The sequence below is a fragment of the Streptomyces sp. NPDC091281 genome, from assembly GCF_044757425.1.
GTDB lineage: Bacteria > Actinomycetota > Actinomycetes > Streptomycetales > Streptomycetaceae > Streptomyces.
On record NZ_JBIVUY010000002.1, the window covers coordinates 950,735 to 973,872 of the forward strand.

21 protein-coding genes and 5 tRNA genes are annotated in these 23,138 nt (G+C 71.2%); 15 read left to right on the forward strand and 11 right to left on the reverse strand.

What is annotated here, in order from left to right; genetic code table 11:
* Positions 1 to 167: 167 nt before the first annotated feature.
* Both ACIQPQ_RS08705 and ACIQPQ_RS08710 read left to right on the forward strand, forming a co-directional pair.
* Entirely contained in the window at positions 168 to 1,763 is a 1,596-nt protein-coding gene (locus ACIQPQ_RS08705) for an acyl-CoA carboxylase subunit beta (RefSeq protein WP_383778414.1), read from the forward strand.
* Positions 1,764 to 1,820: 57 nt separating this feature from the next.
* Positions 1,821 to 2,015, forward strand: coding sequence for an acyl-CoA carboxylase subunit epsilon (locus tag ACIQPQ_RS08710; RefSeq protein ID WP_383778416.1), 195 nt, complete (start codon positions 1,821 to 1,823; stop codon positions 2,013 to 2,015).
* Positions 2,016 to 2,226: 211 nt separating this feature from the next.
* Here the strand turns inward: ACIQPQ_RS08710 and ACIQPQ_RS08715 are convergent, their stop codons facing one another.
* The 8 genes from ACIQPQ_RS08715 to ACIQPQ_RS08750 all read right to left on the reverse strand — a co-directional run bounded on the left by ACIQPQ_RS08715 (position 2,227) and on the right by ACIQPQ_RS08750 (position 12,948).
* Positions 2,227 to 2,808, reverse strand: coding sequence for an ATP/GTP-binding protein (locus tag ACIQPQ_RS08715; RefSeq protein WP_269642923.1), 582 nt, complete (start codon positions 2,806 to 2,808; stop codon positions 2,227 to 2,229).
* Positions 2,789 to 3,379: a DUF742 domain-containing protein gene (locus ACIQPQ_RS08720; protein ID WP_383778418.1), complete on the reverse strand. Its 591-nt coding sequence runs from the start codon at positions 3,377 to 3,379 to the stop codon at positions 2,789 to 2,791. Before ACIQPQ_RS08720 ends, ACIQPQ_RS08715 begins: the two co-directional genes overlap by 20 nt.
* 96 nt (positions 3,380 to 3,475) lie before the next feature.
* Positions 3,476 to 3,889, reverse strand: coding sequence for a roadblock/LC7 domain-containing protein (locus ACIQPQ_RS08725; RefSeq protein WP_030948713.1), 414 nt, complete (start codon positions 3,887 to 3,889; stop codon positions 3,476 to 3,478).
* Positions 3,890 to 3,899: 10 nt separating this feature from the next.
* Positions 3,900 to 7,226, reverse strand: coding sequence for a nitrate- and nitrite sensing domain-containing protein (locus ACIQPQ_RS08730; protein WP_401301419.1), 3,327 nt, complete (start codon positions 7,224 to 7,226; stop codon positions 3,900 to 3,902).
* Between the two features lie 383 nt (positions 7,227 to 7,609).
* Complete coding sequence (locus ACIQPQ_RS08735) at positions 7,610 to 8,185, reverse strand: ATP/GTP-binding protein (RefSeq protein WP_030793795.1); 576 nt, start codon at positions 8,183 to 8,185, stop codon at positions 7,610 to 7,612.
* Positions 8,166 to 8,564 carry a DUF742 domain-containing protein gene (locus ACIQPQ_RS08740; protein ID WP_019058642.1) on the reverse strand — a complete coding sequence of 133 codons (399 nt, stop codon included), beginning with the start codon at positions 8,562 to 8,564 and terminating at the stop codon, positions 8,166 to 8,168. Before ACIQPQ_RS08740 ends, ACIQPQ_RS08735 begins: the two co-directional genes overlap by 20 nt.
* Positions 8,565 to 8,676: 112 nt before the next feature.
* The gene (locus tag ACIQPQ_RS08745; protein WP_003993189.1) at positions 8,677 to 9,090 is read right to left on the reverse strand and encodes a roadblock/LC7 domain-containing protein; all 414 of its coding nucleotides are present in this window, start codon (positions 9,088 to 9,090) and stop codon (positions 8,677 to 8,679) included.
* Positions 9,091 to 9,099: 9 nt separating this feature from the next.
* A complete protein-coding gene (locus ACIQPQ_RS08750; RefSeq protein ID WP_401301422.1) occupies positions 9,100 to 12,948 on the reverse strand; it encodes a nitrate- and nitrite sensing domain-containing protein in 3,849 nt (1,282 codons plus the stop codon).
* 595 nt (positions 12,949 to 13,543) lie between these two features.
* Here ACIQPQ_RS08750 and ACIQPQ_RS08755 point away from each other — a divergent pair.
* From ACIQPQ_RS08755 to ACIQPQ_RS08795, 9 genes are all read left to right on the forward strand, one after another.
* Entirely contained in the window at positions 13,544 to 13,759 is a 216-nt protein-coding gene (locus tag ACIQPQ_RS08755; RefSeq protein ID WP_383774279.1) for a hypothetical protein, read from the forward strand.
* 247 nt (positions 13,760 to 14,006) lie between these two features.
* Entirely contained in the window at positions 14,007 to 14,783 is a 777-nt protein-coding gene (locus ACIQPQ_RS08760) for a fumarylacetoacetate hydrolase family protein (protein WP_401301425.1), read from the forward strand.
* On the forward strand, positions 14,776 to 16,260 hold the full coding sequence (gene gltX, locus ACIQPQ_RS08765) for a glutamate--tRNA ligase (protein WP_401301429.1): 1,485 nt from the start codon (positions 14,776 to 14,778) through the stop codon (positions 16,258 to 16,260). Before ACIQPQ_RS08760 ends, gltX begins: the two co-directional genes overlap by 8 nt.
* Before the next feature lie 128 nt (positions 16,261 to 16,388).
* Positions 16,389 to 17,120 carry an HAD family hydrolase gene (locus ACIQPQ_RS08770; protein WP_401301432.1) on the forward strand — a complete coding sequence of 244 codons (732 nt, stop codon included), beginning with the start codon at positions 16,389 to 16,391 and terminating at the stop codon, positions 17,118 to 17,120.
* Positions 17,121 to 17,211: 91 nt separating this feature from the next.
* Positions 17,212 to 17,283, forward strand: a tRNA-Gln gene (locus ACIQPQ_RS08775).
* A gap of 22 nt (positions 17,284 to 17,305) precedes the next feature.
* A tRNA-Glu gene (locus tag ACIQPQ_RS08780) sits at positions 17,306 to 17,378 on the forward strand.
* 62 nt (positions 17,379 to 17,440) lie between these two features.
* Positions 17,441 to 17,513, forward strand: a tRNA-Glu gene (locus ACIQPQ_RS08785).
* 20 nt (positions 17,514 to 17,533) lie between these two features.
* Positions 17,534 to 17,605, forward strand: a tRNA-Gln gene (locus ACIQPQ_RS08790).
* 28 nt (positions 17,606 to 17,633) lie between these two features.
* Positions 17,634 to 17,706 (forward strand) — tRNA-Glu (locus tag ACIQPQ_RS08795).
* Positions 17,707 to 17,863: 157 nt separating this feature from the next.
* Here the strand turns inward: ACIQPQ_RS08795 and ndgR are convergent.
* Positions 17,864 to 18,580 (reverse strand): IclR family transcriptional regulator NdgR, encoded by a 717-nt coding sequence (gene ndgR, locus ACIQPQ_RS08800; protein ID WP_053137572.1) that lies wholly within the window; start codon positions 18,578 to 18,580, stop codon positions 17,864 to 17,866.
* 188 nt (positions 18,581 to 18,768) lie between these two features.
* On the opposite strand from ndgR, the gene leuC reads away from it, so the two are divergent.
* From leuC to ACIQPQ_RS08820, 4 genes are all read left to right on the forward strand, one after another.
* The gene (gene leuC, locus ACIQPQ_RS08805) at positions 18,769 to 20,199 is read left to right on the forward strand and encodes a 3-isopropylmalate dehydratase large subunit (RefSeq protein WP_401301435.1); all 1,431 of its coding nucleotides are present in this window, start codon (positions 18,769 to 18,771) and stop codon (positions 20,197 to 20,199) included.
* A gap of 6 nt (positions 20,200 to 20,205) precedes the next feature.
* The gene (gene leuD / locus ACIQPQ_RS08810; RefSeq protein WP_401301438.1) at positions 20,206 to 20,799 is read left to right on the forward strand and encodes a 3-isopropylmalate dehydratase small subunit; all 594 of its coding nucleotides are present in this window, start codon (positions 20,206 to 20,208) and stop codon (positions 20,797 to 20,799) included.
* Between the two features lie 293 nt (positions 20,800 to 21,092).
* Complete coding sequence (locus ACIQPQ_RS08815; protein WP_383774267.1) at positions 21,093 to 21,323, forward strand: hypothetical protein; 231 nt, start codon at positions 21,093 to 21,095, stop codon at positions 21,321 to 21,323.
* A gap of 136 nt (positions 21,324 to 21,459) precedes the next feature.
* Positions 21,460 to 22,113 (forward strand): HU family DNA-binding protein, encoded by a 654-nt coding sequence (locus ACIQPQ_RS08820; RefSeq protein WP_401301442.1) that lies wholly within the window; start codon positions 21,460 to 21,462, stop codon positions 22,111 to 22,113.
* A 144-nt stretch (positions 22,114 to 22,257) separates the two neighbouring features.
* Here ACIQPQ_RS08820 and ACIQPQ_RS08825 read toward each other — a convergent pair whose 3' ends face one another.
* Positions 22,258 to 22,461 carry a hypothetical protein gene (locus ACIQPQ_RS08825; protein ID WP_383774263.1) on the reverse strand — a complete coding sequence of 68 codons (204 nt, stop codon included), beginning with the start codon at positions 22,459 to 22,461 and terminating at the stop codon, positions 22,258 to 22,260.
* Between the two features lie 10 nt (positions 22,462 to 22,471).
* Complete coding sequence (gene cofC / locus ACIQPQ_RS08830; RefSeq protein ID WP_401301444.1) at positions 22,472 to 23,110, reverse strand: 2-phospho-L-lactate guanylyltransferase; 639 nt, start codon at positions 23,108 to 23,110, stop codon at positions 22,472 to 22,474.
* Between the last annotated feature and the right edge of the window lie 28 nt (positions 23,111 to 23,138).

Genomic DNA, 23,138 nt, shown 5'->3' on the forward strand with positions numbered 1-23,138 from the left:
GGATCTCATCGGGCCCCTTTGTCCGACCCCCACAAGCCATACCGGGTCTGAGCAGTCGGAATGCCCTCACTCCGCCCCCCTTCTGTTCAGGGGTACCAGGAAAACGCTCCGGAGACTGTACGGAGTCGACGTCTCGCCGACCGGGCTCGTCTTCGTAAGGTCGCTACATGACCGTTTTGGAAGAGACGACGGGTGAGCCGGCCGCGGAGCCCACGGACGCGCGCGGGCGCGTCGCCGAGCTGCACGTGATCCGTGCGCAGGCGCTGGCCGGGCCGAGCGAGAAGGCGACCGAGGCGCAGCACGCCAAGGGCAAGCTCACCGCCCGGGAGCGCATCGAGCTGCTGGTCGACCCGGGCTCCTTCCAGGAGGTCGAACAGCTGCGCAGGCACCGCGCCAGCGGCTTCGGCCTGGAGGCGAAGAAGCCGTACACCGACGGTGTCGTCACCGGCTGGGGCACGGTCGAGGGCCGGACGGTCTTCGTGTACGCGCACGATTTCCGGATCTTCGGCGGCGCGCTGGGCGAGGCCCACGCCGCGAAGATCCACAAGATCATGGACATGGCCATCGCCGCGGGCGCGCCGCTGGTCTCCCTCAACGATGGCGCGGGCGCCCGTATCCAGGAGGGCGTCTCCGCCCTCGCCGGGTACGGCGGCATCTTCCAGCGCAACACCCGCGCCTCCGGTGTCATCCCGCAGATCAGCGTGATGCTCGGCCCGTGCGCGGGCGGCGCCGCCTACAGCCCCGCCCTCACCGACTTCGTGTTCATGGTCCGTGAGACCTCGCAGATGTTCATCACCGGCCCCGACGTCGTCAAGGCCGTCACCGGCGAGGAGATCACCCAGAACGGCCTCGGCGGCGCCGACGTGCACGCCGAGACCTCCGGCGTCTGCCACTTCGCGTACGACGACGAGGAGACCTGCATCGCGGAGGTCCGCTACCTCCTGTCGCTGCTGCCGCAGAACAACCGCGAGAACCCGCCCCGCGCCGAGGCGAGCGACCCCGCCGACCGCCGCGGCGACGTCCTGCTCGACCTGGTCCCCGCCGACGGCAACCGCCCGTACGACATGGCCAAGGTCATCGAGGAGATCGTCGACGACGGCGACTACCTGGAGGTCCACGAGCGCTGGGCGCGCAACATCATCTGCGCCCTGGCCCGCCTCGACGGCCAGGTCGTCGGCATCGTCGCCAACCAGCCGCAGTCCCTCGCCGGTGTCCTCGACATCGAGGCCAGCGAGAAGGCCGCCCGCTTCGTGCAGATGTGCGACGCCTTCAACATCCCGATCATCACCCTTCTGGACGTCCCCGGCTTCCTCCCCGGCGTCGACCAGGAGCACGGTGGGATCATCCGCCACGGCGCGAAGCTCCTCTACGCCTACTGCAACGCGACCGTGCCCCGGATCTCCCTGATCCTGCGCAAGGCGTACGGAGGCGCCTACATCGTCATGGACTCCCAGTCCATCGGCGCGGACCTCACCTTCGCCTGGCCGACCAACGAGATCGCCGTGATGGGCGCCGAGGGCGCCGCCAACGTCATCTTCCGCCGTCAGATCGCCGGTGCCGAGGACCCCGAGGCCATGCGGGCCCGCATGGTCAAGGAGTACAAGTCCGAGCTGATGCACCCCTACTACGCGGCCGAGCGCGGCCTGGTCGACGACGTCATCGACCCCGCCGAGACCCGCGAGGTCCTCGTCCGCTCCCTGGCGATGCTCCAGACGAAGCACGCCGACCTGCCGTCCCGCAAGCACGGCAACCCCCCGCAGTAACCCCGCGGACTTTCCGCGCACCACTCGCGGAAACCTCTCTCACGGAGAATGAGACCCATGAACACCACCGACATCCGCGTCGAGAAGGGCCACGCCGAGCCCGAGGAGGTCGCCGCCATCACGGCCGTCCTCCTGGCCCGCGCCGCCGCCCGCTCCGCCGAGCCCGCCCAGGACCTCGGCGGCCGCCCCCGGGCCGGCTGGCGCCGCCTGGAGCGCGAGCCCGGCTTCCGCGCCCCGCACAGCTGGCGCTGACCCGCAGCACGGCAAGCACGCACGAAGGCCCTGGCCGCCCGCGACGGGCGGCCAGGGCCTTCGCCGTGCCCGGCGACCGGGGCCGCGGACCTGCCCGGCGCGTGCCCGAAGAGGCACACCTGACCCCGGAAACGGGAGAGCCCCGCACCGCGCCGGATCACCGACGTAGAGTTCAGGTGCGGGGCCCGCCCGGGGAGATTCGTTCCGCCGACTACCGCAGGCGCGCCATCAGGGCGTGCTCGACCAGCGTGATCAGCGCCGACTTGGCGTCCGACCGGTGCCGGGCGTCCGTCGTGATGATCGGGGTGTCCGGCCCGATCTGAAGCGCCTCGCGCACCTCGTCCGGGTTGTACGGCTGGTTGCCGTCGAAGCCGTTGAGGGCGATCACGAACGGCAGGCCCGAGTTCTCGAAGTAGTCGACCGCCGGGAAGCAGTCGGCGAGACGCCGGGTGTCGACCAGCACGATCGCGCCGATCGCGCCGCGCACCAGGTCGTCCCACATGAACCAGAAGCGGTCCTGGCCGGGTGTACCGAAGAGGTACAGGATCAGGTCCTGGTCCAGCGTGATGCGGCCGAAGTCCATGGCGACCGTGGTGGTCGTCTTGTCCCCGGTGTGGGTGAGGTCGTCGATGCCTGCCGAAGCAGACGTCATGACGGCCTCGGTACGCAGCGGGTTGATCTCCGAGACGGCCCCGACGAACGTGGTCTTGCCCACGCCGAAGCCACCCGCCACCACGATCTTCGCCGAGGTGGTGGAGCGGGAAGGACCGCCGCTAGAGCTTGCGAAGTCCACTGAGCACCCTTTCGAGCAGTGTCACGTCTGGCTGGCCGCCGGCGCTCTCGTCGCCGCCGGGCTGATGGATGGCGACCAGTCCCGCCTCCGCCAAGTCGGCGACGAGAATCCTGGCCACACCGAGAGGGATGGTCAGCAGCGCCGAGATCTCGGCGACCGACTTGATCTCCCGGCAGAGATTGCAGATCCGCTGATGCTCGGGCAACTGGCCCTGCATCTGGTGCGGCTGCGCGGTGGTGTGCACCAGCGCCTCGATGGCGAGCTGGTACCGCGGGCGGGTCCGGCCACCGGTCATGGCGTACGGACGCACCAGCGGGTTGTGCGACGCCCCGGCGGGCGACGGTTCCGGCGAACGGCGGTGCGGCTGCACGGGCTGGATGCGCGGCGCGTGCGGCTGGTCGTACGGCGACGGCCCGGGACCCTGCGGGTTCTGGGGCGCGTACGGCTGCTGCTGCCTGCTCGGAGCGGAGGGGAAGTTGTAACGGTTCGGGTTCTGCGAACCGTCACCCTGGCCCTGGCCAGGGCCGTAGGACCAGTTGCCCGCATGGGAACCGCCTGGGGGTGTTGCCACTTTCTCTCCTCCTCCGACTGTGCCTGGCACCTATCACGTGGAAGCCGCGTCCCGAAACCCTACGGCCTCGGGACGCCAAAACGCACCGTCCGTCTGTCAGTTGAGCAGGCTCCCCTGGAGCTCGGCCCGCAGATCGGGGGTCAGGACCGTGCCGGCACGGTCCACCAGGAGGGCCATCTCGTACCCGATGAGACCGATGTCGGCCTCGGGGTGGGCGAGGACGGCGAGCGAGGAACCGTCCGAGATGGACATCAGGAAGAGGAAGCCGCGCTCCATCTCCACGACCGTCTGGTTGACGCTGCCCCCCTCGAAGATCCGGGAGGCGCCCGCCGTGAGGGACGTCAGACCGGAGGCGACGGCCGCGAGCTGGTCGGCACGGTCGCGGGGGAAGCCTTCGGACATCGCCAGAAGGAGTCCGTCGGCGGAGACCACCACCGTGTGGGACACCCCGGGGGTGTTGTCCACGAAGTTGGTGATCAACCAGTTCAGGTTCTGCGCCGCCTGGCTCATCGGGCTCACACTAACGCTCCTGGTGGTAGGTGCTGTCAGGACCGAGGCCCTGGCCGTTCGTTTCACTGCCTGCGTTGCGTCCCCGCTGGACCCCGCGACGCAGGTTGCTCAACCTGCCTCGGACGTCCTCCGGGGCGCGGGAGACCTGGGGGCCTCCCTGGGGGGTGGTCTCGGCGGCGCCTTCGACCAGGTTCGCCTTCGGCACCCGCCGCGGCAGACCGGAGGAGGTGACCCCGCCCGCCTTCGGCTTGCGCAGCTGCGAGGCCTGCTGCCAGCGCTCGTCGTTCGCCGAACGCCAGTCCGGACCGCCCTCGGAGCCGGGGGCCGTCGTGTCCTGCTGCTGCGCGGGCCGGGCACCGTTCGCACCGCTCGCCGTCTGGGAGCCGCGCCGGGGAAGTCCGGCGTCGGTCAGCGCGTGAGCGGGGGTGGCGGATTCCGGGCCCGGACGGTCGAAGCCTACGCTGTTCCGCTCACCCGCGTCAGCGGGCTGCGCGGATTCCGCTTCCGGAGCGTACTGGTCCGGATAACCGTTCTGATAGCCGCTCTGCTGAGGCCAGTCGTCCTGGTAGGGCTGCTCCTGGTACGGAGCGAAGCCTTCCGCCGCGGGCGGCTGCTCCGCCGTCCGCTTCTCCGCCGGGACCTCCGCGTAGGCCGCTTCCGGATAGCCGCCGTTCGCCCCGAAGGAACCGTTCTGCCCGGCCGTGCCGTTCGCCGCGAAGCCGTCGCCGTTCGCCGTGAAGCCGTCGCCGGGCGCCGCGGCCCCCTGGCCCGCGCCCTGCCCGGCGCCGTACGGGTCCTCGTACGCGGTCCGCCGCTGCTCCTCGTACGCCTGCTGACCGTCGTACCCCGCGCCCTGCTCCGGGTATCCGGTCGTGCCGTCGGCGTAGCCGTTCTGCGCACCCGCGTAGCCGTTGTTGGGGGAGGCGTCGAACGCGGGCTGCTGCTGCGGGGCGTCGAAGCCGTCGGCGTAGGCCGGTGCCTCCGGAGCCTGCTGCGCGGCGGGCGCCGCCGGGGACTCCAGGGCCGCCTTGCGGTCCTCCCGGGTGAGCGAACGGCTCACCGGGTCCAGGTCGCGCAGGTCGTCGGGGACCTCCGAGTACCGGCTGTCGTCGAAGCCCAGCTCCGCCGCCGTCCGCATCGGCAGCTGGTTGAAGTCCTCGCCGCCGCCGAACTGCTGCTCCGGGATGATCTGCGAGACGGTGAACTCGTCGCGCGGGGTGCCCGGCTGCTCGCCGCCGCCACCGTGGGTGATCGCGTCCGGCAGCATGACCAGCGAGGTCGTGCCCGCCTGCTCGCCCGAGGGGCGCAGCTGCACCCGGATGCCGTGCCGGTCGGACAGCCGCCCGACCACGAACAGGCCCATGCGCTGGGAGATCGCGGCGTCCACCGTCGGCGGGTTGGCCAGCTTGTGGTTGATGTCCGCGAAGTCCTCGGCGGTCAGGCCGATGCCCTTGTCGTGGATCTCGATCATGACGCGGCCGTCGGGCAGCCGGGTGGCGGTCACCCGCACCTTGGTCTGCGGGGAGGAGAACGTCGTCGCGTTCTCCAGCAGCTCGGCCAGCAGGTGCACGAGGTCGGTCACGGCCCGGCCGTGGATCTCGGCCTCCGGCACGCCCGACAGCTCGATGCGCTCGTACTGCTCCACCTCGGAGGAGGCGGCGCGCAGCACGTCGACCAGCGGGACCGGCTGGTCCCAGCGGCGGCCCGGCTCCTCGCCCGCGAGGACCAGCAGGTTCTCGCCGTTGCGGCGCATACGGGTCGCCAGGTGGTCCAGACGGAAGAGGTTCTCCAGCTGGTCCGGGTCGGCCTCGTTGTTCTCCAGGTCGGTGATGAGGGTCAGCTGGCCCTCGATCAGGGACTGGTTGCGGCGAGAGAGGTTGGTGAAGATCGCGTTGATGTTGCCCCGCAGCAGGGCCTGCTCGGCGGCGAGCCGGACGGCCTCGCGGTGGACCTGGTCGAAGGCGCGGGCGACCTCGCCGATCTCGTCGCGGGTGGTGATCGGGATGGGCTGCACCCGGGTGTCGACCCGGCCGGGGTCGGTGCGCGAGAGCTGGTCGACCAGCATCGGCAGCCGCTGCTCGGCAATGCCGAAGGCCGCGTTGCGCAGCTGGCGCATCGAGCGGCTCATCTGGCGGGCCACCGTACCGGCGAGGACGAACGCCAGCAGCAGCGCGATGACGACCGCGGCGCCGGTGATGAGCGCGTCGGTACGGGCGTCGTCGGCGATGACCGAGGCCTCGTTCACGGCCTTGTCGGCCATGTCCGCCTCGATCTGGCGGTAGGCGTCGTACTTGAGGGTGGTGACCGCCCACCAGTTGTCCCGGCTGATGCCGTTCGCCGCGAGACCGGCCCGCACCTCGGCGGAGGTGCTCGGCATCGTGGAGAGCGCGCCGATCATCTTGGTCGGGTCGGACGGCGGCGGGACGTAGTCCGGGTCCTTCGCCTTGGCCTCGGCGGCCTGGGCGGCGCCCTTGGTCTTGATGTCCGCCTCGGCGGCCTTCAGTTTCTGCGCGTCCGACTCGGTGCCGCCCGCGATGTACTCCTCGATGGCGATGCCTTCGAGGTAGGCGTACGAGGAGAGCGCGATCCGCTGGCGGCCGAAGTCCTCGTCGCCCGGACCCGGCTTGGTCAGCAGGTGCATGCCGATGGCGCGCTCCACGGAGAGCGCCGCCTTGGTCAGCGAGATCGCGTAGACGGTCCGGCCGTAGGCGGTGATGTTCCCGGTGCCCAGGCCGAGTTCGTTGGCGAACTCGGACAGCGGGTGGGAGACGTCGACATAGCCCTCCTCGGTCTGCACCCCCTTGAGCTTCGAGGTGTACGCGGCGTCGCGCAGCGCCTGGAGCTTGGGCTCGGCCTCGCGGAACAGACGCAGCCGGCGTTCGAGACCGGGCTTGGCGGGCATGCTCTTGGCGGCCTCGTCGAAGGCGTCGGCCGCGTCGTCGGTGGCCTTGCGGGCCGCGGTGACGGTGGCGTCGTCCTTGCGGCCCAGCAGCAGGGGGGCCGCCGTCATGTCACGCTCGTTGGAGAGCGCGTCCGCGTAGACGAGGGAGGCCCGCACCAGGCGCGCGGTGTTCTGCGCGTCCTCGGCCTCCTGCCAGGTGTCGATGGAGCCCTTCACCTGGAAGCCGCCCATGACCAGGCCGACCAGCACGGGTATGAGCAGGATCGCGTTCAGCCGGGTCGGCACCCGCCAGTTGCGGGGCGAGAGCCGCCCGCCGCTCTTGGGGGGAGCCGCCGCGGGCTCCGCGGGGGGCACCGGGCCGGACGCCGCGCCGCGGGGCGGCGGGGTGAAGTTGCCCCGGGCCGCCGGCTCGGGACTTTTCTTGCTTCGCCTCACTCGACCAACAACCTCTCGGCGGTCGGCACCATCGTCGTGCCGCAGTGTCTCAGAGCCCGGTACGTCATCGACCATGAGTACGTCATTGACTATTGGGCAGTTCAGGCATTCCAGCATGACGACTGGTGCACTTCCAAACAGTCGGAAGCGCTGGTTCGGCGTGATGTAAGCCCCAGATAAAACGGTCAAAAAGAGCGAGCCCCGTCAAAAGACGGGGCCGTCGTGCGCGCAGCGAGACGATCTGACCGCGACGCGTTGCCGCCCTCGGGGATTCCTCTGCCGAAACGTTATGAACACCGGAGCCGGCCGTGTCAAAGGCCACGACCGGCTCCGGAGGGCCTACGGCAACCGCCGTACACCGCTGTACTTCTGTCCCCCGACCGCTAGCGCAGGCGGGCCATCAGGGCGTGCTCGACCAGCGTGATCAGCGCCGACTTGGCGTCCGACCGGTGCCGGGCGTCCGTCGTGATGATGGGGGTGTCGGGCCCGATCTGGAGCGCCTCGCGCACCTCCTCGGGCTGGTACGGCTGCTGCCCGTCGAAGCCGTTGAGGGCGACGACGAACGGCAGACCGCTGTTCTCGAAGTAGTCCACCGCCGGGAAACAGTCCGCCAGGCGGCGGGTGTCCACCAGGACGACCGCGCCGATCGCGCCACGCACCAGGTCGTCCCACATGAACCAGAACCGGTCCTGGCCCGGCGTACCGAACAGGTACAGGATCAGGTCCTGGTCCAGCGTGATACGGCCGAAGTCCATCGCCACCGTGGTGGTGGTCTTGTCCCCGGTGTGGGTGAGGTCGTCGATGCCCGCGCTCGCGGACGTCATCACGGCCTCCGTGCGCAGCGGGTTGATCTCGGAGACGGCGCCCACGAACGTGGTCTTGCCCACGCCGAAGCCACCCGCCACCACGATCTTCGCGGAGGTGGTGGCCCGCCCTCCGTCAGAGCTTGCGAAGTCCACTGAGCACCCTTTCGAGCAGCGTCACGTCCGGTGCGCCGCCGTTGTTCTCGTCGCCGCCCGGCTGGTGGATGGCCACCAGTCCGGCTTCGGCGAGGTCCGCCACGAGGATCCTGGCCACGCCGAGGGGCATGGCCAGCAGAGCCGAGACCTCCGCGACCGACTTGACCTCGCGGCACAGGTGGCAGATGCGCTGGTGCTCGGGAAGCAGCCCCATGAGCGCTGCCGGGTCGGCCGTGGTGCTGATCAGCGCCTCGATGGCGAGCTGGTAGCGCGGCCGGGTCCGGCCGCCGGTCATCGCGTACGGACGAACCAGCGGCTGGTCGCCCTCGTCCCCGTACGGCTCCGCGTACGGATCATGAGAGGCGGTGGGCGGGGTCATGAATCCTCCGGGCGGGACAGCAAGTCTCGGTCAGTCGTGCCGTCCGTCGAGGCCGGTGGGGGGAGTGTGTCGGCCGGACGGTGATGTCGTGAGGCGGGTGGTACCGGGTGGATCAGTGGAGCAGACTGCCCTGGAGTTCGGCACGCAGGTCGGGTGTGAGCACGGCGCCCGCACGGTCGACCAGCAGCGCCATCTCGTAGCCGACGAGGCCGATGTCGCACTCGGGGTGGGCGAGCACGGCCAGGGACGAACCGTCCGAGACGGACATCAGGAACAGGAAACCCCGCTCCATCTCGACGACCGTCTGCGCCACGCTGCCGCCCTCGAAGATCCGGGAGGCCCCGGCCGTCAGCGAGGTGAGCCCCGACGCGACCGCGGCGAGCTGGTCGGCCCGGTCGCGCGGGAAGCCCTCGGACATCGCCAGCAGGAGACCGTCGGCGGACACGACGACGGTGTGGGACACCCCGGGGGTGTTGTCCACGAAGTTGGTGATCAACCAGTTCAGATTCTGTGCCGCCTGGCTCATCTGACTCAACTAACGCTCCTGCTGGTGAGTGGGGCTCGGGAAACTGCCGGTCTGACCGTTGCCGGCCTGACGACCCTGCGCGATGCCCCGACGGAGATTGGTCAGCCGCCCGCGTACGTCGTCAGGCGCACGCGAGACCTGCGGACCGGTTTGGTGCTGTTGCTGCTGAGCCGTGCCCGGGACGAGGTTCGCCCGCGGGACCCGGCGCGGCAGGCCGGACGTGGTGACGCCGCCCGCGGCCGGCTGCCGGACGCGCTCGGCCTGACGGACGAGTTCGTCGTTCGGCGACGTGCGCCAGGAGGCGCCGGTGGCCGCGGGACGCTGGGGGGCGGCCGGAGCCTGCTGGTGCTGCGGCTGCTGCGGCACGGGGGCCGCGCCGTTGGCGCCGTTGAGTCCGTTGCCGCTGTTGTTGCCGTTGAGTCCGTTGCCGCCGTGGACACCGTTGCCGTCGCCGTTGGTGACCGCGCCGTTGCCGCCCGCCTGCTGTCCGCGGAACCAGTTGGTCTCCAGCGTGTCGTAGAGCGGGGTGCGGCCGTCGCCCGGACCGGCCGGCGGCAGCGCCTCCGGCTCGGGGCGGGACGCCGGACGCGGCGGCAGCGGCTGCTGCTGCGGGTAGCCGTAGCCGGCGCCGTTGTCGGACGGCTGCGGCCGCTCGAACTGGCCGGTCGACGACGGGTCCTGGCGGCCGGGCAGCGCGTGCTGACCGGTGCCGGAACCGCCCTGGCCGGGCACCGGGAACTGACCGGTGGAGCCGTTGTCGTAGCCCTGCTGGGGCTGCGGGGCGAACCGGCCCGGACCCGCGGGGGCGTTCTGGCCGCCCGGGGTGCCGAAGACGTCCGGGCGGACGAAGGAGTCCTGCCGGGCGCCCGCGCCGGGGAACTGGCCGGTGTCCTGGCCGCCGTCGGAGACCGGGTGACGGCCGTTGTTCTGGCTGCCGTTGACGGCCGGGAACTGACCCGTCGACGCCGGGCCGCCGATGCCGGGACGGGCGAAGTCCGCCGGTCCGCCGCGGCCCTGCCGGTCGTCGGACACCACGGGTATCTCGGCCGTCGCGCCCGGACCCTGGCGGTCGTCGACGCGCGGCATCCGCGAGGTCTGCGCGGCGTCCGGCTCCTCGTGGCCGCGCGGGGCGTCCAGCGGGGTGCGCGGCACGGGCGGCTGGGCGTTCTCGTCGCCCCAGCTGGTCTGGCGCTGCTGCGGGTTGCCGCCCGGCAGCTCGGCGCGCGCGCCACCGCGCGGCGGGAGCTGCGGCTGACGGCCGCGGCCGCCCTGCTCGCCCCGGTTGTCGTTCTGGCGCGGGGCGGGCGGACGCCCGGCCCCGAACAGGTCCTGGCCCTGGCCGCCCGTGCCGTTCCCGGCCGGGAAGCCCTGCTGCGGGGAGGCGGTGGGCGGTGCGCCGAAGAGGCTGCCCGCCCCGGCGGGCGCCGGACGGCCCTGCTGCTGACCGGGCTGGCCCTGCGGCCCGCGCGGCGCGCCGCCGGGACGGCCCGCGCCGTCACGGCCGGGCAGCGCGGCCCGGGGACCCTGGCCCGCGGCGAGCCGTCCGCCGTTGCCGGGGGCCGCGCCGAGGGCACCGCCGCCGGGGGCTCCGGCGCCGAGCGGGGCACCGCCCTGTCCGGCCTGGCGGCGCGCGGCGGCGGCACCGGCCGCGGCCTGCGCGGCGGCGGGACCGCCGGTGACACCGGGCTGGCCGGGCTTGGGCTGCGGCTTCTTGCCGCCCTGGGCGACGTCCACCGGCAGCATGACCAGCGCGGTGGTGCCGCCGGAGTCGGACGGGCGCAGCTGGATGCGGATGCCGTGTCGCTGGGACAGGCGGCCGACCACGAAGAGGCCCATGCGGCGGGAGACGGAGACGTCCACGGTGGGCGGCGAGGCGAGCCGCTCGTTGATCGCGGCGAGGTCCTCGGGGGAGAGGCCGATGCCGGTGTCGTGGATCTCGATCAGCACCCGGCCGTCGGGCAGGGCGTGACCGGTGACCTTGACCTTGGTCTGCGGCGAGGAGAACGAGGTGGCGTTCTCCAGCAGCTCGGCGAGGAGGTGCACGAGGTCGTTGACGACCCGGCCGGCCACTTCGGTGGTCGGCACGGAGGCCAGCTCGATGCGCTCGTACTGCTCCACCTCGGAGGCCGCGGCGCGCAGCACGTCGACCAGCGGGACCGGACGGGTCCAGCGGCGGCCCGGCTCCTCGCCCGCGAGGACGAGGAGGTTCTCGCCGTTACGGCGCATGCGGGTCGCGAGGTGGTCGAGCTTGAACAGCGAGGAGAGCTGGTCCGGGTCGGCCTCGCGGGACTCCAGTTCGGAGATGAGCGACAGCTGACGCTGGATGAGGCCCTGGGAGCGGCGCGAGAGGTTGGTGAACATCGCGTTGACGTTGCCCCGCAGGAGGGCCTGCTCGGCGGCGAGGCGGACGGCCTCGCGGTGCACGTCGTCGAAGGCCGCGGCCACCTGGCCGATCTCGTCCCGGGAGTGCACACCGACCGACTCCACGGACGTGTCGACGTCCTGCGGGTCGGACTCGGAGAGCTGCTTGACCAGCTCGGGCAGGCGGTCCTGGGCGACCTTGGTGGCGGTCTCCTGGAGGCGGCGCAGCGAGCGGATCATGGACCGGGCGACGATGAACGCGCCGACCAGCGAGACACCGAGGACGAGCAGGATCAGCGCACCGGAGATGATCGCCTCGCGCTCGGACTCGGAGCGCAGCTCGCGGGCCTTCTGCTCCATGTCCTCCAGGAGCGTGCTCTCGATGTTCTTCATCTGGCGGATCTTGGTCGTGCTCGCGTCGAACCAGTCCTGGTAGGACCGCTTGTCCAGTGAGGTCAGACCGGCCGCCGAGCCGAGCGCACGCGTGGCGTACGTCTCGGCGTCCTCGATCGTCGGGCTGCCCTTCTGGATCGGGGCCAGCAGCTCCTCGGCGGTCTCGTCGCCGTAGATGCTGCGGAAGCTCGCGAGTTCGGACTGCTCGTTCTCCAGCGCCGCCTCGGCGTACTGCCGGTCGTTCTCGGACAGTTCGCCGTACACGTCGTTGCTGACGGGGAGCGCGGCCGAGAGGGTCGCGCGCTGCACGGAGGCGTACTCCTTGGCGGACGAGAACGCGGCGAGCGCGCGGGTCCGCTGGATCATCTCCGGGTTGCTGGTCGCCTGCGCCATGTCCTGCGACAGGTCCAGCAGGTGGGTGATCAGCCGGTGGTAGGCCTCCACGGTCTGCGTGGAGTTGCCGTCCTTGTCGTACGCCGTCTTGCGGATCTTGGCCAGGTTGCCGAGGTCGCTGAGGAGGCCGACGAGGCTGTCGCGGACGCCCTGGAGGTTGCCGTCCGCGCTGGAGGCGTCGATCTCCTCCGAGGCGTCGCTGAAGATGGTCAGCGACTGGTCGGTCTTCTCACGGGCGCCCTTGACCCGCAGGTCCGCCGCGCTCTTGCCGTGCGCCATGGGACCGGCGGAGATGTCGCGCTCGTCCTGGAGACGCATGGCCAGCTGGGTGGCCTGATCGGTCATCTCCGTCAGCAGCTTCATGTTGTCGAGCTGCTGGATGTCTTCCATCGACTGGTTGATGCGGATCGTGCCCAGCGTGGTGGCCGCGACCACCGGAAGCGTCAGCAGCGCCACGAGGCGCGTGGAGATGCGCCAGTTGCGCAGGGCCACGCGCGGGCCGGGGCCGGTGGCGCCGGACGACTTGACCGTGGGGCTCGGGGGGCCGCTCGGCGACGCGGACACGCCGGGGCGCCCAGGGCGCTCACCGCCGTCGCCGGACGCTGCCGGGCCCGGGTTCTGGGCGTGCTGGGGCGAGGAACCGCGGTCGGTCCCGCCGTGCGGCTCCGGCTCTGCCGAAGCGCTGCCATCCCTCTTGAAACGTCCCTGCACTAGCGTCGCAACCTCTGGACCAGGCGCTCTTCCGGGTGAACGGAAGGGCGGTGTCGGTGTCTTGAGGGGCGTCCTGAATTACGCCCCCCGAATTGGTCGTGAGTACCGGCGCTGGCTCCCCCTTCTCGCCGCCGCTCGGCGCTGCTGTGCGCCCCTGCGCGCCGGCTCGATCCCGCGGCGGTCCGTGGAATTCCAGCACAGTGCAGGATCTCCAACAAGGCTTGTTGGCCGGGCTGTGACATCCGTGACAGCCGGTGAGTGACGTGCTACCCGTCGTAGAAAGTGATCAAGCGCAATCCGGTGATAAACGGGCGAAGCGTCCGGCCTGGGCGCGTGTCCCAGTCGCCATGATCAGGAGCGGAATAACAGCTTCAGGGGTGAAATGCCGTGATTGTGACGGTCGGCCGAGGGTCTGGATTGACCGGTTTGGGCGCGCGTTCGTGAGCAAACTCACACGACCGTCATGAGACCTGCACGCGATCCCCGGGAATCGCGTGTTTAGCCTGACGCTTTACACGGACGGCACATCCGACAAGACGCGCGCCCCGGGTCCCCGCCCGGCCGGCGCCCCGAGACGACAGGGTTCCGTACAACAGTGAAGACGACGACGATGTTCCACAAGATCGCCAACCCCCGCCGCACCACCCTGGCGCACCTCACCGACGCCGGCGAACTGCGGCTCCCGGAGCAGCCGGAGCACTCCGTCACCCTGCCGGCCACCACCGCCAACCCGCGCCGCACCGTCCTCATGGTGGTCCCGGAGAGCGTCGAGGTCGCCGCGGCCGCCGTCGCGCAGCCCGTCGCCCCGTAGCCGAACGACTTCCTTCCCCGCCGCGCGGAGATCTACGCGCATCCGCGCGCGGAACTTCCCGCGGCACGTGCCGCGGACCCTCACGCACTCCGTCACCCACACCGTCACGCGGGAAGATACGGACGAGGCCCGCCGCGTACTCACCGCGGCGGCACCGGATGTCAAGGGCGTCCCCGGTCGGGGGCGCCCTTCCGCGTTAGCCTGGGGCGTCCGAGTCCAGCCAGTTCAGCGAGGGGCCGATCCACCCGTGCGCATCGCCAGGTTCTCCATCGACGGGAACGTCGCCTTCGGGGCGGTCGAGGGCGACCAGCCCGACGAACTCGTCCTCGACATCATCAAGGGCATCCCGTTCACGGAACACCAGCTCTCCGGCACCAAGGTGCCGCTGAGCAAGGTCCGGCTCCTGCCGCCCGTCCTCCCCAACAAGGTCGTGGCCTACGGCCGCAACTACGCGGAGCACGCGCGCGAACTCGGCCACGAGGTGCCCGACGTCCCGTTCGCCTTCTTCAAGCCGTCCACCTCGGTGATCGGCCCCGGCGACGCCATCCAGTACCCGTCGTTCTCCGACGAAGTCCACCACGAGGCCGAACTCGCCGTCGTCATCGGGCGCATGTGCCGCGAGGTCCCGCGCGAACGCGTCAAGGACGTCATCTTCGGCTACACCTGCGCCAACGACGTCACCGCACGGGACGTCCAGCGCCGCGAGAAGCAGTGGGCCCGCGCCAAGGGCTTCGACACCGCCTGCCCGCTCGGCCCCTGGGTGGAGACCGACCTCGACCCGGCCGACCTCACCGTCCAGCTCACCGTCAACGGACAGCAGCGGCAGCTCGGCCGCACCAGCGAGATGATCCACACCATCGAGGATCTGATCGTCCACACCACCGAGGCCATGACGCTGCTCCCCGGCGACGTCATCCTCACGGGCACCCCGGCAGGGGTCGGCCCCCTCGCTGTCGGCGACGAGGTCGCCGTCAGCATCGAAGGCATCGGCACTCTCACCAACAAGGTTGTCAAGCGTGGCTAGCGCACCCGCCTCCCCCGTCCGCGTCCGTTTCTGCCCCTCGCCGACCGGCAACCCCCATGTGGGCCTGGTCCGCACCGCCCTGTTCAACTGGGCGTTCGCCCGGCACCACCAGGGCACGCTGGTCTTCCGCATCGAGGACACCGACGCGGCCCGCGACTCCGAGGAGTCGTACACCCAGCTCCTCGACGCGATGCGCTGGCTCGGCTTCGACTGGGACGAGGGCCCCGAGGTCGGCGGCCCGCACGCCCCGTACCGGCAGTCGCAGCGCATGGACCTCTACCGGGACGTCGCCGCCAAGCTCCTGGACGCCGGGCACGCCTACCACTGCTACTGCTCCCAGGAGGAGCTGGACAGCCGCCGCGAGGCCGCCCGCGCCGCCGGCCGCCCCTCCGGCTACGACGGCCACTGCCGCGACCTCACCGAGGCGCAGACCGAGGCCTACCGCGCCGAGGGCCGCGCCCCGATCGTCCGCTTCCGGATGCCCGACGAGACGATCACCTTCACCGACCTGGTCCGCGGCGACCTCACCTTCACCCCGGAGAACGTCCCGGACTACGGCATCGTGCGCGCCAACGGCGCCCCGCTGTACACCCTGGTCAACCCGGTCGACGACGCCCTGATGGAGATCACCCACGTCCTGCGCGGCGAGGACCTGCTCTCCTCCACCCCCCGCCAGATCGCCCTCTACAAGGCGCTGATCGAGCTGGGCGTGGCGAAGGAGATCCCCGCCTTCGGCCACCTGCCGTACGTGATGGGCGAGGGCAACAAGAAGCTCTCCAAGCGCGACCCGCAGTCCTCGCTCAACCTCTACCGCGAGCGCGGCTTCCTGCCCGAGGGCCTGCTCAACTACCTCTCCCTGCTGGGCTGGTCGCTCTCCGCCGACCAGGACATCTTCTCGATCGAGGAGATGGTCGCGGCCTTCGACATCGCCGACGTCAACCCCAACCCGGCGCGCTTCGACCTCAAGAAGTGCGAGGCGATCAACGCCGACCACATCCGGCTGCTCGACGTGAAGGACTTCACCGAGCGCTGCCGCCCCTGGCTCACCGCCCCGGCCGCCCCCTGGGCGCCGGAGGAGTTCGACGAGGCCAAGTGGCAGGCGGTCGCCCCGCACGCGCAGACCCGCCTCAAGGTCCTCTCCGAGATCACCGACAACGTCGACTTCCTCTTCCTGCCCGAGCCGGTCCTCGACGAGGCGAGCTGGACCAAGGCGATGAAGGAGGGCTCCGACGCCCTGCTGACCACCGCCCGCGAGAAGCTCGCCGCCGCCGACTGGTCCGACCCGGAGTCCCTCAAGGAGGCCGTCCTGGCCGCCGGCGAGGCCCACGGCCTCAAGCTCGGCAAGGCCCAGGCCCCGGTCCGGGTCGCCGTCACCGGCCGCACCGTCGGCCTGCCGCTCTTCGAGTCGCTGGAGATCCTCGGCAAGGAGAAGGCGCTGGCCCGCGTCGACGCCGCGCTGGCCCGCCTCGCCGCCTGACCCCGTACGCCCTGTGAGGTGCGGCACCCGAGCACGGTGCCGCACCTCACAGCCGTTTCGGCCCCCCACCGGCCCGCCGTTCGCCGTTCGGCCGGACACGCCCGCGCCGGGCGGGTTACGGTCGGCCCATGGTGATCAGAGCCGTCGTCTGGGACGTGGACGACACCCTCTTCGACTACACGACCGCCGACCGCGAGGGCATGCGCGCCCACCTCGCCGCCGAGGACATGCTCGCCCGCTACGGCAGCGCCGAGGAGGGCCTGGCCCACTGGCGCGAGGTCACCGACCAGCAGTGGGCCCGCTTCGCCGAGGGCGGCCTCACCTTCGAGGACCAGCGCCGCGACCGGGTACGGATCTTCACCGGCCGCGACCTGACCGACGCCGAGGCCGACACCTGGTTCGCCCGCTATCTCGTCCACTACGAGACCGCCTGGTCCCTCTTCCCGGACGTCCTGCCCGTCCTCGACGCCCTGGCCGACAGCCACCGCCACGCGGTCCTGTCCAACTCCTCGCTCCCCGTCCAGGACCACAAACTGCGCGCCCTCGGCGTCCACGACCGCTTCGAGTCGATCCTGTGCGCGGTCGAACTGGGCGTCTCCAAACCGGACGCCGCCGCCTTCCTCGCCTCCTGCGAAGCCCTCGGCCTGCCCCCGCACGAGGTGGCCTACGTCGGCGACCACCCGGAGATCGACGGGCGCGGCGCGGCCGACGCCGGACTGCTCTCGGTGTGGATCGACCGGACCGGTGCCACGGCCGCCGTGGACCTCCCCACCGGCCGCCACCGCATCGTCGGCCTCGCCGAACTGCCCGCGCTGCTCGGCGCGGATACCCGTTTTGGAGCGCGGTCCACCTTCGGGTAATGTTCTTCCTGCGCCGCCGGGGAGCGGGCCGAAAGGCCGGGAACCGGGGGAGCAAGCTAGAACAGAAAGCCCCTCGGGGCTTGCGTTCCAGTGGCCTATGGTGTAATTGGCAGCACGACTGATTCTGGTTCAGTTAGTCTTGGTTCGAGTCCAGGTAGGCCAGCTCGCAGAGCTTCATCTGCAAAGCCCCCGTTGTGTAGCGGCCTAGCACGCTGCCCTCTCACGGCAGTAGCGCCGGTTCGAATCCGGTCGGGGGTACAGATCCTTCCCGCGAGGACGGTTCGGGTAGCTCCCGCCGACTTTGACGCAGGATCGCTAGGGCCCCCGTTGTGTAGCGGCCTAGCACGCCGCCCTCTCAAGGCGGTAGCGCCGGTTCGAATCCGGTCGGGGGTACGAACTGGTCTAAGCCGCATTGGTCTATGGTGTAATTGGCAGCACGACTGATTCTGGTTCAGTTAGTCTTGGTTCGAGTCCAGGTAGACCAGCTCGGACCTGCGGAAACGCAGTGTCCAGGCCCCCGTTGTGTAGCGGCCTAGCACGCCGCCCTCTCAAGGCGGTAGCGCCGGTTCGAATCCGGTCGGGGGTACAGCAGACGAAAGCCCTCCACTTCGGTGGGGGGCTTTCGGCGTTCCCGGACGGGCAGTTCGGGAGAGCGGCCCGGCACAGGGCAGAGCGGCGTACGCGGATGTCGTGGGGGAGGGGGCCTGCCGCGGCGTTGGGGCCGGCCCCGCTCCCGTACGACGTCAGCCCGTGCGGCGCAGCGCCTCGGAGAGACGCCCGGCGGCGTCGATGATCGCCTGCGCGTGCATCCGGCCCGGATGCCGGGTCAGGCGCTCGATCGGACCCGAGACGGAGACGGCGGCCACCACGCGGTTGGACGGGCCGCGCACCGGCGCCGAGACGGACGCGACACCCGGCTCGCGCTCGCCGATCGACTGGGCCCAGCCCCGGCGCCGCACCCCCGACAGGGCCGTCGCCGTGAAACGGGCGCCCTGGAGGCCGCGGTGCAGCCGCTCCGGCTCCTCCCACGCCATCAGGATCTGCGCCGACGAACCCGCCTTCATCGTCAGCGTCGAACCCACCGGAACGGTGTCCCGCAGACCCGACAGCCGCTCCGCCGCGGCCACACAGATCCGCATGTCGCCCTGGCGGCGGTAGAGCTGCGCGCTCTCGCCCGTCACGTCCCGCAGATGCGTGAGCACCGGGCCCGCCGTCGCCAGCAGCCGGTCCTCGCCCGCCGCCGCGGCCAGCTCCGCCAGCCGGGGACCGAGAATGAACCGGCCCTGCATGTCGCGCGCGACCATGCGGTGGTGTTCCAGGGCCACGGCCAGCCGGTGAGCCGTGGGTCGTGCCAGTCCCGTCGCCGCGACCAGACCCGCGAGGGTGGCCGGACCGGACTCCAGGGCGCTCAGGACAAGGGCTGCCTTGTCCAGGACGCCGACGCCGCTACTGTTGTCCATGAAACGATATTCCCGTCTCACTCTGTGAAACGCAAGTTCAATTTTCCGTGAGACGCGCAACCCTTGGACACACAGCGGCCCGCTGACCGACGGGCCGGGCGGCGGGTGCCCGGTACCGGCACGCGGGGGCCGCCTCCACAAGATCTCTAGTTGGGCCGGCGCGACCACTGCCGGCCGGAGGGAAAGCGATGGGTAGGACACTCGCGGAAAAGGTCTGGGACGACCACGTCGTCCGGCGCGCCGAGGGCGAGCCCGACCTTCTCTTCATCGATCTGCACCTGCTGCACGAGGTGACCAGCCCGCAGGCCTTCGACGGCCTCCGCAAGAGCGCCCGCCCGGTGCGGCGCCTCGACCTCACCATCGCCACCGAGGACCACAACACCCCCACCCTCGACATCGACAAGCCCATCGCGGACCCCGTCTCCCGCGCCCAGCTGGAGACCCTGCGCAAGAACTGCGCCGAGTTCGGCGTCCGGCTGCACCCGCTCGGCGACGTCGAGCAGGGCGTCGTGCACGTCGTCGGACCGCAGCTCGGCCTGACCCAGCCCGGCATGACCGTGGTCTGCGGCGACTCCCACACCTCCACCCACGGCGCCTTCGGCGGCCTCGCCTTCGGCATCGGCACCTCACAGGTCGAGCACGTGCTCGCCACCCAGACCCTCCCGATGGCCCGCCCGAAGACCATGGCGATCACCGTCGACGGCGAACTCCCCGACGGCGTCACCGCCAAGGACCTGATCCTCGCGATCATCGCCCGGATCGGCACCGGCGGCGGCCAGGGCTACGTCCTGGAGTACCGCGGCTCCGCCATCGAGCAGCTCTCGATGGAGGCCCGGATGACCATCTGCAACATGTCCATCGAGGCCGGTGCCCGCGCGGGCATGATCGCCCCCGACGAGACCACCTTCGCCTACCTGGAGGGCCGCCCGCACGCCCCCAAGGGCGAGGACTGGGACGCCGCCGTCGCCTACTGGAGGACGCTGCGCACCGACGACGACGCCGAGTTCGACGCCGAGGTCGTCATCGACGCCGCCGCGCTCTCCCCGTTCGTCACCTGGGGCACCAACCCCGGCCAGGGCGCGCCCCTTTCGGCGGACGTCCCCGACCCGGCTTCGTACGAAGACGCTTCGGAGCGCCTCGCCGCCCAGAAGGCCCTGGAATACATGGGGTTGGAGGCCGGACAGCCGCTGCGCTCCATCAAGGTGGACACCGTCTTCGTAGGTTCCTGCACCAACGGCCGCATCGAGGACCTGCGGGCCGCCGCCGACATCGTCCGGGACCGCAAAGTCGCCGACGGCGTACGGATGCTGGTCGTCCCCGGCTCCGCGCGGGTCGGCCTCCAGGCCGTCTCCGAGGGCCTGGACCTCGTCTTCAAGGAGGCCGGCGCCGAATGGCGGCACGCGGGCTGCTCGATGTGCCTCGGCATGAACCCCGACCAGCTCGCCCCCGGTGAGCGCTCCGCCTCCACCTCCAACCGCAACTTCGAGGGACGGCAGGGCAAGGGCGGCCGCACCCATCTGGTGTCGCCGCAGGTCGCGGCCGCCACCGCGGTCCTGGGCCACCTGGCCTCCCCGGCCGACCTGTCCGACGCCGAGACCCGTACGCCCGCTGGAGTCTGATCAGCCATGGAAGCCTTCACCACGCACACCGGCCGGGCCGTCCCGCTGCGCCGCAGCAACGTCGACACCGACCAGATCATCCCCGCCCACTGGCTCAAGAAGGTCACCCGCGACGGGTTCGAGGACGGGCTCTTCGAGGCCTGGCGCAAGGACCCGGAGTTCGTCCTCAACCGCCCCGAGCGGGCGGGCGCCTCCGTCCTGGTCGCCGGACCCGACTTCGGCACCGGCTCCTCCCGCGAGCACGCCGTCTGGGCCCTCCAGAACTACGGCTTCAAGACCGTGATCTCCTCCCGGTTCGCCGACATCTTCCGGGGCAACTCGCTGAAGAACGGCCTGCTCACGGTGGTCCTCGACCAGAAGGTCGTGGACGCGCTGTGGGACCTCGTCGAGGACGACCCGCAGGCCGAGATCACCGTCGACCTCCGGGACCGCGAGGTCCGCGCCGAGGGCGTCACCGCCGCCTTCGAACTGGACGAGAACTCCCGCTGGCGGCTGCTGAACGGGCTCGACGACATCTCCATCACGCTCCAGAACGAGGCCGACATCGCCGCCTACGAGACCAAGCGCCCCTCCTACAAGCCGAGGACGCTTCCGGTCTGACCCCGCCCCGCCGCACCCCGCACCGCGCCGGATCACCCCGGCACCGGTCGAGATCCGGCCACCGCGACACCCCCTCCGTACCCCCGATCGGCCCGATCGGGGGTACGGCCGTGTCTGCACCCGTTCGGCCCCCGGGGTCTTCGCCATATCTCCCAACTTCCCACGTTACGGCGGTGGTTGCTGGGGTAAGCGCCCCCTGGGCACGTCACCTCCCGAGGTGCCCGTAAGGCCTTTTGAGGCGGCAGTTGCCCCCTGGGCGGGCGACAACTCGCCCCAGATGGCACAATCTGTGCATGGAACACGACGGCCAACTCCAGCTCTATGCGGCGGTCGCGGACCAACTCAAGGAAGCGCACACAAGAGTGCGCGCACTGCAAGTCCCGGAGGGCGTACGGATGGCGCTGACCCGGAAGCTGCTGGTCATTACGGCCGCGGCCAAGCACGATCTCGCCGACGCGACAAGGCGGCTGGAGCGGTTCATGGCGGACCTCGACGCGGGTCGTATCCCCGACGAGGAGCGCTGACCCCCTCCGCGGCAGCCGAGTTCGTTGCGGCACAAGGGTGATTAGCCCGTTTCGTGTTTGATTTGCGGTATATATCTGCCTAACGTGCGAAAACGCTTGAACATTTCGTTCGGGCAATGTCTCCGAAGGGGAAGACGTGAACAAGGCGCAGCTCGTAGAAGCGATTGCCGACAAGGTGGGCGGCCGCCAGCAGGCCGCCGAGGCGGTCGACGCGGTCCTCGACGCCATCGTCCGCGCGACCGTCGCGGGGGACCGGGTCTCGGTCACCGGCTTCGGCTCGTTCGAGAAGGTCGACCGTCCGGCGCGCTACGCCCGCAACCCCCAGACGGGCGAGCGGGTCCGGGTCAAGAAGACCTCCGTCCCGCGCTTCCGCGCCGGTCAGGGCTTCAAGGACCTGGTCAGCGGCTCCAAGAAGCTGCCGCGCGGCGGCGAGGTCGCCGTGAAGAAGGCCCCCAAGGGCAGCCTCACCGGCGGCGCCACCGCGACGGTCAAGAAGGCCGCGGCGAAGAAGGCCACCACCAAGGCCGCCGCCGCGAAGAAGGCGACCCCGGCGAGGAAGACCACGGCCACCGCGAAGAAGACCACGGCCACCGCCAAGAAGGCCGCCGCGAAGAAGTCGGCCACCAAGAAGACCACCGCCGCGGCGAAGAAGACCACCACGGCGAAGACGGCCACCGCCAAGAAGACCGCGGCCAAGAAGGCCCCAGCGAAGAAGGCGACCGCCACGAAGGCCCCGGCCCGCAAGTCGACCGCCCGCAAGACCACCGCCAAGAAGACCACCGCCCGCTAGGCGCGCAGGCACAGCACAGCTTCGACGGCATTCACGCGCCGGGCCGGACTCCCCTCGGAGTCCGGCCCGCGGCGTTTTCCCACCGCGAAGAGGCGCCACCCCGGCGCCGCCGGACCGCGCGGGGGCCGTACCCGGCCCGCGGCCTCAGAACGTCTGGAGCGTCACCAGGGTGACGCGCCGCTGCGCGCCCTCCCCGGCCGTCTCGATCCGCACCCGCTGGCCCGCGCGCAGCAGCCGCAGCCCGCCCGCGTCGAACGCCGGCGCGTCGAAGGGCAGCGGGGTGCCGTCGTCCAGGAGCACCTGCCCGCTGCGGGTGCCGGCGTCGTACGTGTATGCGGTGGCCTGCATGAACGGCAGCCTACTGCCCCGGAATCAGCAGCCGCGCGGCCGCCGCGGCCGTCCGGGGACCCACCCCGAGCGCCAGCGCCGCCCGCAGGTCGTCCCCGGTGTCCACGTCCTGCCGTACCGAATCCACCCCCGTCGGCGTGAGTTCCACCGCTCCCGAGGCGCGGTGCCGGGAGCGGGAATCCGTTCCGAATGCGGGGCGCAATTCCTCGCCGGGGGCGACCGCGAGCAGGGTCGTGCCGATAGCTGCCGTGTCCGGGAGAAAAGAGCGCGGGAATTCCGCGGCGGCATCCAGTACACGCACCAATTCCGCCGGACGCAGCGCGGGCAGATCGGCGTTGAGCGCCGCCACCGCGCCGTGCGGGCGGCGGGCGCGGACCACGGCCGCCCCGTGGGCCAGCGCCGCGTTCAGTCCCGCGCGCGGCTCGTCCGGCACGACGCGCGCCCCCAGCGCGGCGAGTTCGCGCGCGGCCACCGCGTCGACCGTGACCACGGCCACATCCCGTACCGCCGCGCAGGCCAGCGCCGCCGCCACCGTGTCCGCCGCGAAGGCCAGGGCAAGCCCCGGGCGCAACCCGTCGGAGGCGGTGTCCGCGAGCCTGCTCTTGGCCAGCGCCAAGGGCTTCAGGGGGATGACCAAGCTCCACTGCACCGGCGTACCGTCTCTCTCTCGTCGCGGA

What these genes read in the sequence shown, in the direction of transcription:
- ACIQPQ_RS08740 (WP_019058642.1), bottom strand. Translation starts at nt 8,564, where the DNA reads ATGACCCCGCCCACCGCCTCTCATGATCCGTACGCGGAGCCGTACGGG.
- leuD (WP_401301438.1), top strand. Translation starts at nt 20,206, where the DNA reads ATGGAAGCCTTCACCACGCACACCGGCCGGGCCGTCCCGCTGCGCCGC.
- ACIQPQ_RS08725 (WP_030948713.1), bottom strand. Translation starts at nt 3,889, where the DNA reads ATGAGCCAGGCGGCGCAGAACCTGAACTGGTTGATCACCAACTTCGTG.
- leuC (WP_401301435.1), top strand. Translation starts at nt 18,769, where the DNA reads ATGGGTAGGACACTCGCGGAAAAGGTCTGGGACGACCACGTCGTCCGG.
- ACIQPQ_RS08745 (WP_003993189.1), bottom strand. Translation starts at nt 9,090, where the DNA reads ATGAGCCAGGCGGCACAGAATCTGAACTGGTTGATCACCAACTTCGTG.
- ACIQPQ_RS08710 (WP_383778416.1), top strand. Translation starts at nt 1,821, where the DNA reads ATGAACACCACCGACATCCGCGTCGAGAAGGGCCACGCCGAGCCCGAG.
- ACIQPQ_RS08705 (WP_383778414.1), top strand. Translation starts at nt 168, where the DNA reads ATGACCGTTTTGGAAGAGACGACGGGTGAGCCGGCCGCGGAGCCCACG.
- ACIQPQ_RS08825 (WP_383774263.1), bottom strand. Translation starts at nt 22,461, where the DNA reads ATGCAGGCCACCGCATACACGTACGACGCCGGCACCCGCAGCGGGCAG.
- ACIQPQ_RS08815 (WP_383774267.1), top strand. Translation starts at nt 21,093, where the DNA reads ATGGAACACGACGGCCAACTCCAGCTCTATGCGGCGGTCGCGGACCAA.
- ndgR (WP_053137572.1), bottom strand. Translation starts at nt 18,580, where the DNA reads ATGGACAACAGTAGCGGCGTCGGCGTCCTGGACAAGGCAGCCCTTGTC.
- ACIQPQ_RS08770 (WP_401301432.1), top strand. Translation starts at nt 16,389, where the DNA reads ATGGTGATCAGAGCCGTCGTCTGGGACGTGGACGACACCCTCTTCGAC.